This is a genomic window from Bacillus testis (assembly GCF_001243895.1).
GTDB classification, from domain to species: domain Bacteria; phylum Bacillota; class Bacilli; order Bacillales; family DSM-1321; genus Bacillus_AD; species Bacillus_AD testis.
Window position 1 is genome coordinate 261,482 of sequence record NZ_LN851186.1, and the last position, 16,128, is coordinate 277,609.

At 46.9% G+C, this 16,128-nt stretch carries 12 protein-coding genes, 9 tRNA genes, 3 rRNA genes and 1 other annotated feature; of the genes, 23 read left to right on the forward strand and 1 reads right to left on the reverse strand.

From position 1 onward, the window contains the following. Nucleotides 1-4 precede the first annotated feature (4 nt). The 23 genes from BN1765_RS01765 (at nucleotide 5) to BN1765_RS01885 (ending at nucleotide 15,847) form a co-directional block, all read left to right on the forward strand. Nucleotides 5-880 carry a peptidyl-prolyl cis-trans isomerase gene (locus tag BN1765_RS01765; RefSeq protein WP_050613590.1) on the forward strand — a complete coding sequence of 292 codons (876 nt, stop codon included), beginning with the start codon at nucleotides 5-7 and terminating at the stop codon, nucleotides 878-880. Between the two features lie 270 nt (nucleotides 881-1,150). Further along, nucleotides 1,151-2,077, forward strand: coding sequence for a cysteine synthase A (gene cysK / locus BN1765_RS01770; RefSeq protein ID WP_050613591.1), 927 nt, complete (start codon nucleotides 1,151-1,153; stop codon nucleotides 2,075-2,077). Nucleotides 2,078-2,344: 267 nt separating this feature from the next. Continuing rightward, nucleotides 2,345-3,784, forward strand: coding sequence for an anthranilate synthase component I family protein (locus BN1765_RS01780; protein ID WP_050613593.1), 1,440 nt, complete (start codon nucleotides 2,345-2,347; stop codon nucleotides 3,782-3,784). After that, nucleotides 3,768-4,364, forward strand: a complete 597-nt coding sequence (gene pabA / locus BN1765_RS01785; RefSeq protein WP_050613594.1) for an aminodeoxychorismate/anthranilate synthase component II — start codon at nucleotides 3,768-3,770, stop codon at nucleotides 4,362-4,364. The genes BN1765_RS01780 and pabA overlap by 17 nt, the downstream gene beginning before the upstream one ends. Then, entirely contained in the window at nucleotides 4,361-5,218 is an 858-nt protein-coding gene (gene pabC, locus BN1765_RS01790) for an aminodeoxychorismate lyase (RefSeq protein WP_050613595.1), read from the forward strand. Before pabA ends, pabC begins: the two co-directional genes overlap by 4 nt. Nucleotides 5,219-5,240: 22 nt before the next feature. Continuing rightward, nucleotides 5,241-6,071, forward strand: a complete 831-nt coding sequence (gene folP / locus BN1765_RS01795; RefSeq protein ID WP_050616653.1) for a dihydropteroate synthase — start codon at nucleotides 5,241-5,243, stop codon at nucleotides 6,069-6,071. Between the two features lies 1 nt (nucleotide 6,072). Further along, entirely contained in the window at nucleotides 6,073-6,435 is a 363-nt protein-coding gene (folB, locus tag BN1765_RS01800) for a dihydroneopterin aldolase (RefSeq protein WP_050613596.1), read from the forward strand. Next, nucleotides 6,435-6,962, forward strand: coding sequence for a 2-amino-4-hydroxy-6-hydroxymethyldihydropteridine diphosphokinase (folK, locus tag BN1765_RS01805; protein WP_050613597.1), 528 nt, complete (start codon nucleotides 6,435-6,437; stop codon nucleotides 6,960-6,962). Before folB ends, folK begins: the two co-directional genes overlap by 1 nt. Beyond that, complete coding sequence (locus BN1765_RS01810; protein ID WP_050613598.1) at nucleotides 6,914-7,135, forward strand: helix-turn-helix domain-containing protein; 222 nt, start codon at nucleotides 6,914-6,916, stop codon at nucleotides 7,133-7,135. Before folK ends, BN1765_RS01810 begins: the two co-directional genes overlap by 49 nt. A gap of 50 nt (nucleotides 7,136-7,185) precedes the next feature. Then, nucleotides 7,186-8,181, forward strand: coding sequence for a tRNA dihydrouridine synthase DusB (gene dusB / locus BN1765_RS01815; protein WP_050613599.1), 996 nt, complete (start codon nucleotides 7,186-7,188; stop codon nucleotides 8,179-8,181). Nucleotides 8,182-8,409: 228 nt separating this feature from the next. Then, a complete protein-coding gene (gene lysS / locus BN1765_RS01820) occupies nucleotides 8,410-9,894 on the forward strand; it encodes a lysine--tRNA ligase (RefSeq protein WP_050613600.1) in 1,485 nt (494 codons plus the stop codon). A gap of 445 nt (nucleotides 9,895-10,339) precedes the next feature. Further along, nucleotides 10,340-11,889: ribosomal RNA gene (locus BN1765_RS01825) — 16S ribosomal RNA — on the forward strand. 383 nt (nucleotides 11,890-12,272) lie between these two features. Beyond that, nucleotides 12,273-13,143, forward strand: a sequence feature (23S ribosomal RNA rRNA prediction is too short). A 127-nt stretch (nucleotides 13,144-13,270) separates the two neighbouring features. After that, a 5S ribosomal RNA gene (gene rrf / locus BN1765_RS01835) occupies nucleotides 13,271-13,386 on the forward strand. A gap of 7 nt (nucleotides 13,387-13,393) precedes the next feature. After that, nucleotides 13,394-13,469, forward strand: a tRNA-Val gene (locus tag BN1765_RS01840). A 17-nt stretch (nucleotides 13,470-13,486) separates the two neighbouring features. Continuing rightward, nucleotides 13,487-13,562 (forward strand) — tRNA-Thr (locus BN1765_RS01845). Between the two features lie 15 nt (nucleotides 13,563-13,577). Further along, nucleotides 13,578-13,653, forward strand: a tRNA-Lys gene (locus BN1765_RS01850). A gap of 9 nt (nucleotides 13,654-13,662) precedes the next feature. Further along, nucleotides 13,663-13,747 (forward strand) — tRNA-Leu (locus BN1765_RS01855). 3 nt (nucleotides 13,748-13,750) lie between these two features. Further along, a tRNA-Gly gene (locus BN1765_RS01860) sits at nucleotides 13,751-13,825 on the forward strand. A gap of 8 nt (nucleotides 13,826-13,833) precedes the next feature. After that, a tRNA-Leu gene (locus tag BN1765_RS01865) sits at nucleotides 13,834-13,922 on the forward strand. 15 nt (nucleotides 13,923-13,937) lie between these two features. Further along, a tRNA-Arg gene (locus tag BN1765_RS01870) sits at nucleotides 13,938-14,014 on the forward strand. Between the two features lie 17 nt (nucleotides 14,015-14,031). Further along, nucleotides 14,032-14,108 (forward strand) — tRNA-Pro (locus BN1765_RS01875). A gap of 7 nt (nucleotides 14,109-14,115) precedes the next feature. Continuing rightward, a tRNA-Ala gene (locus BN1765_RS01880) sits at nucleotides 14,116-14,191 on the forward strand. A gap of 106 nt (nucleotides 14,192-14,297) precedes the next feature. Then, nucleotides 14,298-15,847, forward strand: a 16S ribosomal RNA gene (locus BN1765_RS01885). A 95-nt stretch (nucleotides 15,848-15,942) separates the two neighbouring features. Here BN1765_RS01885 and BN1765_RS20335 read toward each other — a convergent pair. Then, nucleotides 15,943-16,128: hypothetical protein (locus BN1765_RS20335; RefSeq protein ID WP_222705390.1), on the reverse strand; the 186-nt coding region annotated here is incomplete at its 5' end.

A 16,128-nucleotide genomic window follows, 5' to 3' on the forward strand; every position in this document is an offset into this window, starting at 1 on the left:
CCCGTTGTCAAAAAAACAGTTACTGGCGATCATTGCACTGCTTATGATCGCCAATCTTGTAACGCTTCTTTTAACTACAAAGCCTTTTTCATCTAATCTTGGCGATTCAGCAAACGAAGAAGTAGCAACTGTGGGTAAAACCAAGATTACACGTGAGCAGTTATGGAGGGAATTAGAGAGACGGTACGGCAAAGAGACATTGACTCAGCTGGTCAATCATGAAGTAGTCAGCCAAACGGCCGAAGAGCTGGATGTGACTGTTTCTGACCGGGAATTAAAAACAGAGCTTATCTTTATCAAAACGCTGTACGGATCATATGACCAGAAGGCAGCTCAAAATGAAAAAGAGTGGGAGAAGCAAATTAAAAACAATATCCTGCTTCAGAAGTTGCTGGTGAAAGATGTGAAGGTCAGCGAAGATAAGGTCAGACAGACATATGATCAAAATCTGCAGGATTACAAAGTGCCGACAACCTATCATTTAGCCCATATAGTGGTGGATACAAAAAAAGAAGCAAAACAGATTGAAAAAGAATTGAAAGAAGGAGCTTCTTTCGGCGCCTTGGCCAGCGAGAAGTCTACAGATGAACATTCCGCATCTTTACGCGGAGACATCGGCTATCTAACAAAAAAACAAACACATTATGACGAGAAGTACATACAAAAGGCAGCACAATTGAAAAAGGGTGAATACAGTAAGCCGTTTAAGGTGGATGGCGGATACAGCATCCTCTATCTGCACGAGAAAATCAAAGGAAAACAATATCCTTTCAAAGAAGTGAAATCAATGATTGCCCGCCAACTTGCCTTAGCAGAAATGCCGGGGGCTCTTACTGCCGAATATTTCTGGCACGAACGTGATGTGAAATGGAAGTACTAAAAAAGATACAGTGTCAATGCTGTATCTTTTTTTATATAGTTGTGCGTTTCATGAACAGCTGATCAGAAGAAACGCTTCGGATCAAACAGAGAAATAGCAAGCATCTAGTTACGAACGAACGATCGGGTTTTAATAGTTTATAAAAAGGATAATTAAAAAAGAGAAAGAATAAACTGAAAATAGGCGTTTATTTCATTGACAAAAAGAAAACCTGGATGTAAATTGTAAATAAACCAATAAAAATACTCGGTATTGAGGAGTGGGTAAAGAGTGGCTAAAGTAGCAAATTCTATCACAGAATTAGTTGGGCAAACACCAATCGTGAAATTGAATCGTTTGGTTGATGAAAACAGTGCAGATGTTTATTTAAAATTAGAATATATGAACCCGGGCAGCTCCGTTAAGGACCGGATTGCGCTTGCAATGGTTGAAGCAGCGGAAGAAAAGGGACTACTGCAACCAGGTTCCACCATCATTGAACCTACAAGCGGAAACACAGGGATCGGCCTTGCAATGATTGCTGCAGCAAAAGGCTATAAAGCCGTTTTGACGATGCCTGAAACAATGAGTATGGAAAGAAGAAATCTTCTGCGCGCTTACGGTGCTGAGATTGTTTTGACTCCTGGACCGGATGGAATGGGAGGAGCAATCCGCAAGGCTGAAGAGCTTGCAAAAGAACATGGCTACTATATGCCTCAACAATTCAACAACGGAGCTAACCCTGAGGTCCACCGCCAAACAACGGCTAAGGAAATTGTGGAGCAAATGGGTGAACAGTTGGATGCTTTTATTGCCGGTGTAGGCACAGGCGGTACAATCACAGGAGTGGGAGAAGTACTGCGTGAAGCCTATCCAGGAATTGATATTGTAGCAGTTGAGCCATCAGACTCACCTGTCCTATCAGGAGGCAAACCGGGCCCTCATAAAATTCAGGGAATCGGTGCTGGGTTTGTTCCTAAGGTATTGAATACAGATGTGTATGACGAAATCATTCAAATCCACAATGAGGAAGCGTTCGAATATGCCCGCCGTGCCGCCAAGGAAGAAGGCATTTTGGGAGGAATCTCTTCCGGAGCAGCCATTTCAGCCGCATTGCAGGTAGCCAAAAAGCTAGGGAAAGGTAAGAAAGTATTGGCAATCCTTCCTAGCAACGGGGAAAGATATTTAAGTACGCCTCTTTATAATTTTGAAAAATAAACAAAGAGATGGAAGAAGGACATCCTCTATGAGGGTGTCCTTTTTGTATACAGAAAAGAATGGACCAAGTGAAACTTTGATCGGTGGAGGGTTTCCTCCCCAGCGATGGTTCTCACAGCCGCTTGTATTTGTTCGTCTTCACTCTGGCGTTGAAGTGAGAGTCTTATTCTCGGATAGAATGGATAAAAATTTTCTATATAAAAGCATAGAGCTCATAGTACACTAAGGGGTAGAATGAGAACAGTAACATAGTAGGAGTGAAATAGTATGAGACTCAAGATTTTCAGTAAGCGATTGCCGTTCACCCACGAAGCATTCATGCATGCATACAGTGTACTGTCTCGCCAGGAAGACAATCATGTGCTGCTGGAAAGCGGTCGAGGCGGCCGGTATTCCATTTGCGGTATAACGCCTATGGCTATTCTTGAAGGAACGGAGAATGGCTTGTTAATAAAGGAAAGGCATAAGCAGCCCATAAAGCTAAAGGGAGATCCCCTTCTTCTTATGAGAGAGTGGATGGCGGACCGAAAAGTCGAACACCGAAATGATTTGCCGGATTTTCAGGGCGGAGCCATCGGTTTTTTGTCCTATGACTATGCCCGATCCATCGAACGGTTGCCGGAGATTTCCCGGAATGACCTTGATGTGCCGGCCCTTTATTTTCTCATCTTTGAGGAAATGGCAGTCTTTGACCATAAAGATAACGAATTGTATGTGATGAAAATAGGCGAAGCAGCCTATAAAGCAGACTGTATGAAACGGCTTGATGAGTTGGCGGCTGCTTTTATTCAGTCAAAAGACAAAGAGCTGCCGCCATTTCCGCCGGTTGGATCCCATGCCGACAGAACGGTGTCCGTTTCAATGACTGAAGCAGATTTCATCGATGCGGTTGAACGGATACAGGCTTATATAGCTGCCGGTGATCTATTTCAAGTTAACTTCTCTGTAAGACAAAGCAAACCTCTTTTGTCACACCCCTATGAGATTTATAAAGAACTCAGAGCGCTAAATCCGTCCCCTTATATGAGTTATCTGCATACACCTCTATTCCAAGTGGTCAGTGGTTCCCCTGAGCTGCTCCTCAAGAAAAAAGGCAAGGTAATCAGTACAAGGCCGATTGCAGGCACGCGTTCGCGCGGCAAAAATGAAACAGAAGACCAACAGTTGGCCGAAGAACTTCTCGATAATGAAAAAGAGAGAGCCGAACATGTCATGTTGGTAGACTTAGAACGGAATGATCTTGGGCGTGTATGTTCATATGGCACAGTGGCGGTAGATGAATTTATGGTGGTCGAAAAGTATTCCCATGTCATGCATATTGTCTCGAACGTGAAAGGGGAGCTTGCCGAAGGTTTTGATGGCTATGATGCTGTCCGGGCAGCCTTTCCGGGAGGAACCATAACAGGCGCTCCTAAAATACGGACCATGGAAGTAATAGAAGAACTGGAGCCGGTAAGACGGGGCCTGTACACAGGTTCAATCGGATGGATTGGTTTTGACGGCGATCTGGAAATGAATATCGTCATCCGCACATTGTTTGCACAGGACGGAATTGGCCATATCCAAGCAGGAGCAGGTGTTGTCATTGACTCTAAGCCAATCTATGAATACAGAGAAAGCCTGAAAAAAGCGGCAGCTGTTTGGAAAGCGATGGATCTGGCAGATAATCAAGTGGAAGGAGCGGCTCGCATTGATTTTGATGATTGATAACTACGATTCCTTTACCTATAATGTCGTTCAGTATTTGGGGGAAATGGGCGAAGAGCTGGTTGTGAAGAGGAATGATGAGATTACGATTGCTGAAATAGAACAATTATCCCCTTCTTATATCATGATTTCACCGGGTCCCTGCAGCCCCAATGAAGCAGGCATCAGCCTTGAGGCGATAGAGCACTTTGCGGGAAAGATTCCTGTTTTCGGCATTTGCCTCGGCCAACAGTCGATCGGACAGGCTTTCGGGGCCCGGGTCGTACAGGCTCCCGAACTTATGCATGGCAAAACCTCGCCGGTCTACCATGATGGCCGGACCATCTTTGAGGGACTTCCGAATCCCTTCTTGGCGACACGTTACCATTCCTTGATTGTTGACCGGAAGACGCTTCCTGATTGTCTGGAAGTCTCAGCTTGGACAAAGGAAGGGCACATCATGGCTATTCGCCATCGCGATTTGCCGATTGAAGGGGTACAGTTCCACCCTGAATCCATTATGACGCAATGCGGCAAGGAAATGCTGCAGGCATTTCTCCATTTGCATAAGACAGATAGAAAGCGCGAGATACAATCATGATGATTTATCAGAACGGGGCCTTTATTCCGGAACAAGATGCCGCCATTACTCCTTTTGACCATGGCTTTTTATATGGAATGGGCGTTTTTGAAACGTTCAGGATCTACAATGGCCATCCGTTTCTTTTAAAGGACCATTTGAGGCGTTTGCAAAAGAGCCTTGATGCGATGTACATTGAATACAATGTGGACGGAGAGAGGATCGCTGATATAGTAAGCCGATTGCTGTCTTTGAATGGACTGAAAAATGCCAGGGTCCGCCTGAATATATCAGCCGGTCCTGGGCCGGTCGGATTGCAGAAGGGCCCTTATCTGGAACCGAACATTCTCGTGTTCATGAGCGGCCTGCCGCCAGCGCCGGAACAACTCATCGAGCGGCAAGCAAAAATATTGGAGTTGCGGCGGAATTCCCCTGAACAGGCATACCGCTTGAAGTCCCATCATTACGGCAATAATATGGCGGCAACAAGGGAACTGGCAGAAGAAGAGGAAGGGATTTATTTAAATAGAGAAGGCATGTTAGCTGAAGCTGTAACATCTAATTTATTTTGGGTGCAAGAAGGCATCCTATATACACCCAATCTGGAAACTGGCATTTTGCCGGGGATTACGAGACAATTTATTCTAGAAATGGCAAAGCGACTGGGCATCCCTTACAAAGAGGGGTTTTACCCGTTGGAGAAGCTATCCGAAGCGGAGGAAGTCTTTCTGACCAATTCCGTCCAGGAAATCGTGCCGATCTCCAGAATCAAAGGTGTCGGGGTATATAGGGGCTCTGATGGAGAAATGGTACAGCGATTATATGATTTATATAAAGCCAAGCGGGAAGAACTCCTGGAAGGCAATGCATTATAAAAGAATGGGTGAGGCTAAAAAGATGAATACAAGCACAGTCATACAATGCGGAGATTACAAGCTGGATTACAGCAAAAAAACCTTAATAATGGGTATCCTTAATGCTACTCCCGATTCTTTTTCAGACGGTGGGTCTTATGTAGAAGTGGAGGCAGCGGTTAAGCATGCGAAAAAACTAGTTGCTGACGGTGCGGATATAATTGACGTCGGCGGGGAATCGACCCGCCCAGGAGCCGCCAAAGTAACGGAAGAAGAAGAGTTGCGCAGGGTGATCCCGGTCATCAAAGCTCTTAAAGAGGAAGTAGCGGTGCCGTTATCGATTGATACCTATAAAGCGAATGTAGCCAGAGAAGCGATCCAGGCGGGCGCCCATATCATCAATGATGTGTGGGGAGGCAAGGCAGACGAACGTATGTACCAGACAGCGGCCGAGCTTAATGTTCCGTATATTATTATGCATAATCGCGCCAATATGGATTACAAGGAGTTTATCCGCGACAGCTATACAGATTTATATGAATGTATACTAGCAGTCAAAAAAGCCGGCGTAACAGACGAGAACATCATTCTCGATCCGGGTATCGGATTCGCCAAGGATTTCGAGATGAATATAGAGATGATGCGCCATTTGGATCACTTAGTGGCGTTAGGCTATCCGGTTCTATTAGGTACATCGAAAAAGTCTATGATCGGTGCTATCTTGGACCTGCCTCCCGATGAGCGTGTAGAAGGAACTGCAGCCACTGTCTGTTATGGAATCCAAAAAGGATGCCAAATAATGAGGGTCCATAATGTAAAGGAAATATCCAGAACAGCAAGAGTGATGGATGCTTTGATGGGAAAGGGGAAATAGAATGGATAAGATTTATGTAAATGATATGGAGTTTTACGGTTACCATGGCGTCTTGCCTGAAGAAACGAGACTCGGGCAACGATTTAGGGTCGATCTTACGGTGGAGGTGGATTTAGCCCAGGCGGGGAAAACAGATGACCTGCGCTATTCTGTCAACTACGCCGAGCTCTATCAAACATGCCGCGAGATTGTAGAGGGAAAACCTTATCAACTAATTGAGGCAGTTGCGGAAAAAATTGCAGATGAAGTGTTGGCGCGTTACCAAGCGGTTGCGCAATGCCGTGTGAAGGTCATTAAACCTGATCCGCCTATTCCTGGCCACTACGCATCTGTTGCGGTTGAAATTATGAGGGGGCGTAGCTGATGGATAACCTAGCCTTTTTATCGCTTGGCTCTAATCTGGATGACCGGTTGTCCTATTTGCGGGAAGCTGTTGAGCTTCTCCGGCAACATGACAAGATTGAAGTCACCAATGTTTCTTCTCTCTATGAAACAGAACCGGTCGGATACACAGACCAAGGTAAATTCTTGAATCTTGCAGTGAAGCTGCATACGGCTCTGTCCGCAGAAGAACTGCTGAAAGTATGCCAGGATATTGAACAGCAATTAGGAAGAAAAAGGATCATCAGATGGGGTCCGCGGACAATAGACCTTGACATTTTACTCTATAATCAAGACAATATTGAATCAGATGACCTTTCTGTTCCACATCCTCGGATGCATGAGCGCGCATTTGTCATCATTCCGCTTTTGGAAATAGAACCACACATCAAGCTTCCATCGGGGGAAGAAAATTTGCAAGACGTGTTGGCACGTATACCTGATAAAGAAGGAGTACGATTATGGAAGCGGAAAAATGGGGAAGACGCATTCGCGCATTTAGGAAATTAAAAGGATATACACAGGATGGGTTGGCAAAGCAATTGCTGGTATCGGTCTCATTGCTTGGGGAGATTGAACGGGGCAACCGGATGCCATCTGAGGCATTTCTTCAGGAAATAGCGGCGGCGCTCGATGTGCCGCTGGAGGAACTGCAGCCTCCTGAAGAAGGGGAATCATTGTAAGGAATGGGGACGGGATAAAACGAACCAGTTCAACAAAGGAGGATATACCGATGTTTAGAATAGGAAACGTCGATATAAAAAACCGCGTAGTGCTTGCGCCTATGGCAGGCGTTTGCAACTCTGCTTTCAGATTGACTGTTAAGGAATTCGGAGCAGGGCTTGTATGCGCGGAGATGATCAGCGATAAGGGAATCATCTTCAAAAACGAGAAATCCATGAATATGTTATATATAGATGAAAGAGAAAAGCCTTTAAGCCTGCAGATTTTTGGCGGGGAAAAGAAATCCTTGGTTGAAGCGGCGCAATTTGTCGATAAACACTCAATTGCTGATATTATTGATATCAATATGGGTTGTCCAGTACCAAAAATCACTAAAGTAGATGCCGGGGCAAAGTGGCTTCTGGACCCGGATAAAATCTATGATATGGTGGCTGCGGTAGTGGATGCAGTCGATAAGCCAGTAACAGTCAAAATGCGCATGGGCTGGGATGAAGACCATATTTATGCTGTCGAGAACGCCCAGGCGGTTGAGCGTGCCGGCGGCCAGGCTGTATCATTGCATGGCCGTACACGTGTACAATTGTATTCAGGTACATCCAACTGGGACATCATCCGTGAAGTGAAGGAAGCAGTCAATATTCCCATTATCGGAAACGGTGATGTGATGACTCCGCAAGATGCAGAGAGAATGCTGGCGGAAACAGGTTGTGACGGCGTCATGATTGGAAGGGCGGCACTCGGTAATCCATGGATGATCTATCGTACAGTCAAATACCTGGAAACAGGCGAGTTGGTGGACGAGCCGACACCGAAGGAGAAGATCGATGTATGTATCCTTCATCTGGATCGATTAATCAACCTGAAGAATGAATACATCGCTGTGCGTGAAATGAGGAAGCATGCTTCTTATTATTTGAAAGGCATCAAAGGCAACGCGAGAGTCCGCAATGAAATCAATGAATGCAATACAAGAGCGGAAATGGTAGCGGTATTGGAAAATCTGCTTGAAGAAACCGAAAAGCAGAGTTGTATTCAAGCAGTCTAATGGGTTGACTTTCCAATTGCTTTTTTCTATAATACGATTTGTTGAAAAGCTGCCAGTCGCTCTGGCAGTTTTTTTTATAGGCCGTAAGACAGGACTTAAGCTCATTAATTGAGGTTGAAATGTGAAAAAAGATGTTTTCCTGCCTTTCTTTGTGTACAATAAGTAAAGATAATCAGGTTCGATCTATGAGCTGACATATATAAGTTAAAGAAAGTGGAGTGAGTAAGGATGAGTCATGAAGAATTAAATGATCAATTGTTGGTCAGACGCGAAAAAATGCAAAACATGATTGATGCAGGAAGAGACCCTTTCGGCAAGCGTTTTGAGCGTACGCATCTGGCGCAACAAATTCTAGATACATACGGAGAGGAAACAAAGGAAGCTTTAGAAGAGAAAAAACCTGAAGTGACCATTGCCGGCCGTATTATGACGAAACGCGGAAAAGGAAAAGCTGGATTCGCCCATATTCAGGACCTTTCTGGCCAAATCCAAATCTATGTAAGAAAAGATGAAGTCGGAGAGGAAGCGTACGACTATTTCAAGCATGCTGACCTTGGAGATATTATAGGGATCAAAGGGACCGTATTTATTACAAACGTAGGAGAGCTTTCTGTAAAAGCGAAGGAGTTTACCTTCCTGACAAAAGCATTACGCCCTTTGCCTGATAAATTCCACGGATTGAAGGATGTTGAAGAACGTTACCGCAAGCGCTATGTTGACTTGATCACGAACGAAGAGAGCAAGAAGACATTCATCGCAAGAAGCAAGATCATTCAATCTATGCGCCGTTATTTGGATAGCAAAGGCTATCTTGAAGTAGAGACGCCAATGATGCATACAATAGCCGGAGGGGCAGCAGCGCGTCCTTTCGTCACGCACCATAACGCGCTTGATATGACTCTATACATGCGTATCGCCATTGAGCTTCACTTGAAACGATTAATTGTCGGCGGTTTAGAAAAAGTGTATGAAATCGGAAGAGTCTTCCGTAATGAAGGGACATCAACCCGCCATAATCCTGAATTTACAATGATCGAGCTATATGAAGCATATGCTGATTATAACGATATCATGGATTTGACTGAAAGCCTGATTGCCCATGTAACGAAAGAGGTACACGGCAAGACTGTCATTCAATACGGAGAATATGAAGTCGATCTTACACCTAGATGGAAGAGAATCCATATTGTAGATGCCATCAAGGAACAAACAGGCGTAGATTTCTGGAAGCATATGACGAAGGAAGAAGCGCAGGCAATCGCTAAAGAACACGGCGTTGAAGTGGCTCCGCATATGGAATTTGGCCATGTTGTAAATGAATTCTTCGAGCAAAAAGTAGAAGAAACACTGATCCAGCCTACTTTTATCTTTGGCCACCCAGTCGAAATTTCGCCGCTTGCCAAGAAGAACCCTGAAGATCCACGCTTTACAGACCGTTTTGAACTGTTTATCGTGGGCCGTGAGCATGCGAATGCTTTCACTGAGCTGAATGATCCAATTGACCAAAGACAGCGTTTTGAAGCGCAACTGAAAGAGAAAGAAGCCGGAAATGATGAGGCACATGAGATGGATGAAGACTTCATCGAAGCATTAGAATACGGTCTGCCGCCTACCGGTGGTTTGGGAATCGGTGTAGACCGCTTAGTTATGCTTCTGACTAACTCGCCGTCTATCCGTGATGTATTGCTTTTCCCATATATGCGTCAACGATAATGAATAAAAAGGGAGTGACAGAAATCTGTCGCTTCCTTTTTATTTTTAATGCCACAAGAGGCAGAAAAGAATGATTATTCCAACTTTGTTATTCTAAAAAACTTTTTCTAAAAAACTATTGCAGCTATAAAAGAATGATGGTATATTTATATCTGTTGTTAAGGACAACGACTTAAACACTATAATGAAAAAGAAAAAAGTGAAAAAAGTTATTGACACTTTGCGACTGAGATGATAAGATAATAAAGTCGCTTAAGAACGGCTGAAAAAAACTTCTTAAAAAGTTGTTGACAACGACTTGAAAAGATGGTAAAATTAAAAAGCTGTTTCTTAAAACAAGATGTTCTTTGAAAACTAAACAAGACAACACGTCAACGTTAATTCTAACTAAACGTTTCAACAGAGTTGAAACACACAAGTTTTATTTTATGAGCAAGTCAAACACTTATTGGAGAGTTTGATCCTGGCTCAGGACGAACGCTGGCGGCGTGCCTAATACATGCAAGTCGAGCGGACAGAAGGGAGCTTGCTCCCGGAAGTCAGCGGCGGACGGGTGAGTAACACGTGGGCAACCTGCCTATAAGACTGGGATAACTCCGGGAAACCGGGGCTAATACCGGATAGGTTCTTCCTCCACATGGAGGAAGAAGGAAAGATGGTTTCGGCTATCACTTATAGATGGGCCCGCGGTGCATTAGCTAGTTGGTAAGGTAACGGCTTACCAAGGCAACGATGCATAGCCGACCTGAGAGGGTGATCGGCCACACTGGGACTGAGACACGGCCCAGACTCCTACGGGAGGCAGCAGTAGGGAATCTTCCGCAATGGACGAAAGTCTGACGGAGCAACGCCGCGTGAACGAAGAAGGCCTTCGGGTCGTAAAGTTCTGTTGTTAGGGAAGAACAAGTACCAGAGTAACTGCTGGTACCTTGACGGTACCTAACCAGAAAGCCACGGCTAACTACGTGCCAGCAGCCGCGGTAATACGTAGGTGGCAAGCGTTGTCCGGAATTATTGGGCGTAAAGCGCGCGCAGGTGGTCCTTTAAGTCTGATGTGAAAGCCCACGGCTCAACCGTGGAGGGTCATTGGAAACTGGGGGACTTGAGTGCAGAAGAGGAAAGTGGAATTCCAAGTGTAGCGGTGAAATGCGTAGATATTTGGAGGAACACCAGTGGCGAAGGCGACTTTCTGGTCTGTAACTGACACTGAGGCGCGAAAGCGTGGGGAGCAAACAGGATTAGATACCCTGGTAGTCCACGCCGTAAACGATGAGTGCTAAGTGTTAGAGGGTTTCCGCCCTTTAGTGCTGCAGCAAACGCATTAAGCACTCCGCCTGGGGAGTACGGTCGCAAGACTGAAACTCAAAGGAATTGACGGGGGCCCGCACAAGCGGTGGAGCATGTGGTTTAATTCGAAGCAACGCGAAGAACCTTACCAGGTCTTGACATCCTCTGACACTCCTAGAGATAGGACGTTCCCCTTCGGGGGACAGAGTGACAGGTGGTGCATGGTTGTCGTCAGCTCGTGTCGTGAGATGTTGGGTTAAGTCCCGCAACGAGCGCAACCCTTGATCTTAGTTGCCAGCATTCAGTTGGGCACTCTAAGGTGACTGCCGGTGACAAACCGGAGGAAGGTGGGGATGACGTCAAATCATCATGCCCCTTATGACCTGGGCTACACACGTGCTACAATGGATGGTACAAAGGGCAGCGAAACCGCGAGGTTTAGCCAATCCCATAAAGCCATTCTCAGTTCGGATTGCAGGCTGCAACTCGCCTGCATGAAGCCGGAATCGCTAGTAATCGCGGATCAGCATGCCGCGGTGAATACGTTCCCGGGCCTTGTACACACCGCCCGTCACACCACGAGAGTTTGTAACACCCGAAGTCGGTGGGGTAACCTTTTGGAGCCAGCCGCCTAAGGTGGGACAGATGATTGGGGTGAAGTCGTAACAAGGTAGCCGTATCGGAAGGTGCGGCTGGATCACCTCCTTTCTAAGGAAATTAGAAGAATGTTACGTGACTGTCTTGTTTAGTTTTGAGAGAGCATTCCTTTCTCAAACATAAAACTGAGTCGAATCAGCAACGAGTTATTCGAGGAAGCGATTGAACGAAGGAACGAGCTTATTTGCATAAGTGAGTGACTGAGTGATTGAAGCTGACGAAGAAGAACAAAGTTGATCATTCGACGGATTTGTTCCTTGAAAACTAGATAACAGTAAGAAGGCAAAGTAAATTTTTGCATCCAAACACACCAAGTAAAACCAATATTTCTTNAACGGTCCTAAGGTAGCGAAATTCCTTGTCGGGTAAGTTCCGACCCGCACGAAAGGCGTAACGATCTGGGCACTGTCTCAACGAGAGACTCGGTGAAATTATAGTACCTGTGAAGATGCAGGTTACCCGCGACAGGACGGAAAGACCCCGTGGAGCTTTACTGCAGCCTGATATTGAATTTTGGTACAGCTTGTACAGGATAGGTAGGAGCCTTTGAAGCCGGAGCGCCAGCTTCGGTGGAGGCGTCGGTGGGATACTACCCTGGTTGTATTGAAATTCTAACCCGCACCCCTCAATCGGGGTGGGAGACAGTGTCAGGCGGGCAGTTTGACTGGGGCGGTCGCCTCCTAAAATGTAACGGAGGCGCCCAAAGGTTCCCTCAGAATGGTTGGAAATCATTCGTAGAGTGCAAAGGCATAAGGGAGCTTGACTGCGAGACCTACAAGTCGAGCAGGGACGAAAGTCGGGCTTAGTGATCCGGTGGTTCCGCATGGAAGGGCCATCGCTCAACGGATAAAAGCTACCCCGGGGATAACAGGCTTATCTCCCCCAAGAGTCCACATCGACGGGGAGGTTTGGCACCTCGATGTCGGCTCATCGCATCCTGGGGCTGTAGTCGGTCCCAAGGGTTGGGCTGTTCGCCCATTAAAGCGGTACGCGAGCTGGGTTCAGAACGTCGTGAGACAGTTCGGTCCCTATCCGTCGCGGGCGTAGGAAATTTGAGAGGAGCTGTCCTTAGTACGAGAGGACCGGGATGGACGCACCTCTGGTGTACCAGTTGTCTTGCCAAAGGCATCGCTGGGTAGCTATGTGCGGACGGGATAAGTGCTGAAAGCATCTAAGCATGAAGCCCCCCTCAAGATGAGATTTCCCATAGCGTCAAGCTAGTAAGACCCCTGAGAGATGATCAGGTTGATAGGTTCGAGATGGAAGTGTGGCGACACATGGAGTTGACGAATACTAATCGGTCGAGGACTTAACCTAATTAATATGTTTGGACACATGATTTGCTCCTTCCTTTATCTAGTTTTGAAGGAATAAATTTCTTCTTGAAATTATTTGGACAAGCAGATATAATAATATTTGTCTCAAATGAATGTCTGGTAATGATGGCGAAGAGGTCACACCCGTTCCCATTCCGAACACGGAAGTTAAGCTCTTCAGCGCCGATGGTAGTTGGGGGTTTCCCCCTGCGAGAGTAGGACGTTGCCAGGCGATAAATGGAGGATTAGCTCAGCTGGGAGAGCATCTGCCTTACAAGCAGAGGGTCGGCGGTTCGATCCCGTCATCCTCCACCATATTCTACTTATAAGATGCCGGTGTAGCTCAGTTGGTAGAGCAACTGACTTGTAATCAGTAGGTCGGGGGTTCGACTCCTCTTGCCGGCACCACTTTCTCTTAATAGAGAGCCATTAGCTCAGTTGGTAGAGCATCTGACTTTTAATCAGAGGGTCGAAGGTTCGAATCCTTCATGGCTCACCATTATAATTTGCGGGTGTGGCGGAATTGGCAGACGCACCAGACTTAGGATCTGGCGCCTTACGGCGTGGGGGTTCAAGTCCCTTCACCCGCACCATATGCGGAAGTAGTTCAGTGGTAGAATACAACCTTGCCAAGGTTGGGGTCGCGGGTTCGAATCCCGTCTTCCGCTCCATTATTTTCGCCGGGGTGGCGGAACTGGCAGACGCACAGGACTTAAAATCCTGCGGTAGGTGACTACCGTACCGGTTCGATTCCGGTCCTCGGCACCATTTGAAATTGTATATGCGCCCGTAGCTCAATTGGATAGAGCGTCTGACTACGGATCAGAAGGTTATGGGTTCGACTCCTTTCGGGCGCGCCATATTTTATTTATTGTTTCGGGAAGTAGCTCAGCTTGGTAGAGCACTTGGTTTGGGACCAAGGGGTCGCAGGTTCGAATCCTGTCTTCCCGACCATTTATTTGGGGCCTTAGCTCAGCTGGGAGAGCGCCTGCCTTGCACGCAGGAGGTCAGCGGTTCGATCCCGCTAGGCTCCACCATTTGTTCTTTGAAAACTAAACAAGACAACACGTCAACGTTAATTCTAACTAAACGTTTCAACAGAGTTGAAACACACAAGTTTTATTTTATGAGCAAGTCAAACACTTATTGGAGAGTTTGATCCTGGCTCAGGACGAACGCTGGCGGCGTGCCTAATACATGCAAGTCGAGCGGACAGAAGGGAGCTTGCTCCCGGAAGTCAGCGGCGGACGGGTGAGTAACACGTGGGCAACCTGCCTATAAGACTGGGATAACTCCGGGAAACCGGGGCTAATACCGGATAGGTTCTTCCTCCACATGGAGGAAGAAGGAAAGATGGTTTCGGCTATCACTTATAGATGGGCCCGCGGTGCATTAGCTAGTTGGTAAGGTAACGGCTTACCAAGGCAACGATGCATAGCCGACCTGAGAGGGTGATCGGCCACACTGGGACTGAGACACGGCCCAGACTCCTACGGGAGGCAGCAGTAGGGAATCTTCCGCAATGGACGAAAGTCTGACGGAGCAACGCCGCGTGAACGAAGAAGGCCTTCGGGTCGTAAAGTTCTGTTGTTAGGGAAGAACAAGTACCAGAGTAACTGCTGGTACCTTGACGGTACCTAACCAGAAAGCCACGGCTAACTACGTGCCAGCAGCCGCGGTAATACGTAGGTGGCAAGCGTTGTCCGGAATTATTGGGCGTAAAGCGCGCGCAGGTGGTCCTTTAAGTCTGATGTGAAAGCCCACGGCTCAACCGTGGAGGGTCATTGGAAACTGGGGGACTTGAGTGCAGAAGAGGAAAGTGGAATTCCAAGTGTAGCGGTGAAATGCGTAGATATTTGGAGGAACACCAGTGGCGAAGGCGACTTTCTGGTCTGTAACTGACACTGAGGCGCGAAAGCGTGGGGAGCAAACAGGATTAGATACCCTGGTAGTCCACGCCGTAAACGATGAGTGCTAAGTGTTAGAGGGTTTCCGCCCTTTAGTGCTGCAGCAAACGCATTAAGCACTCCGCCTGGGGAGTACGGTCGCAAGACTGAAACTCAAAGGAATTGACGGGGGCCCGCACAAGCGGTGGAGCATGTGGTTTAATTCGAAGCAACGCGAAGAACCTTACCAGGTCTTGACATCCTCTGACACTCCTAGAGATAGGACGTTCCCCTTCGGGGGACAGAGTGACAGGTGGTGCATGGTTGTCGTCAGCTCGTGTCGTGAGATGTTGGGTTAAGTCCCGCAACGAGCGCAACCCTTGATCTTAGTTGCCAGCATTCAGTTGGGCACTCTAAGGTGACTGCCGGTGACAAACCGGAGGAAGGTGGGGATGACGTCAAATCATCATGCCCCTTATGACCTGGGCTACACACGTGCTACAATGGATGGTACAAAGGGCAGCGAAACCGCGAGGTTTAGCCAATCCCATAAAGCCATTCTCAGTTCGGATTGCAGGCTGCAACTCGCCTGCATGAAGCCGGAATCGCTAGTAATCGCGGATCAGCATGCCGCGGTGAATACGTTCCCGGGCCTTGTACACACCGCCCGTCACACCACGAGAGTTTGTAACACCCGAAGTCGGTGGGGTAACCTTTTGGAGCCAGCCGCCTAAGGTGGGACAGATGATTGGGGTGAAGTCGTAACAAGGTAGCCGTATCGGAAGGTGCGGCTGGATCACCTCCTTTCTAAGGAAATTAGAAGAATGTTACGTGACTGTCTTGTTTAGTTTTGAGAGAGCATTCCTTTCTCAAACATAAAACTGAGTCGAATCAGCAACGAGTTATTCGAGGAAGCGATTGAACGAAGGAACGAGCTTATTTGCATAAGTGAGTGACTGAGTGATTGAAGCTGACGAAGAAGAACGAAGTTGATCATTCGACGGATTTGTTCCTTGAAAACTAGATAACAGTAAGAAGGCAAAGTAAATTTTTGCATCCAAACACACCAAGTAAAACCAATATTTCTT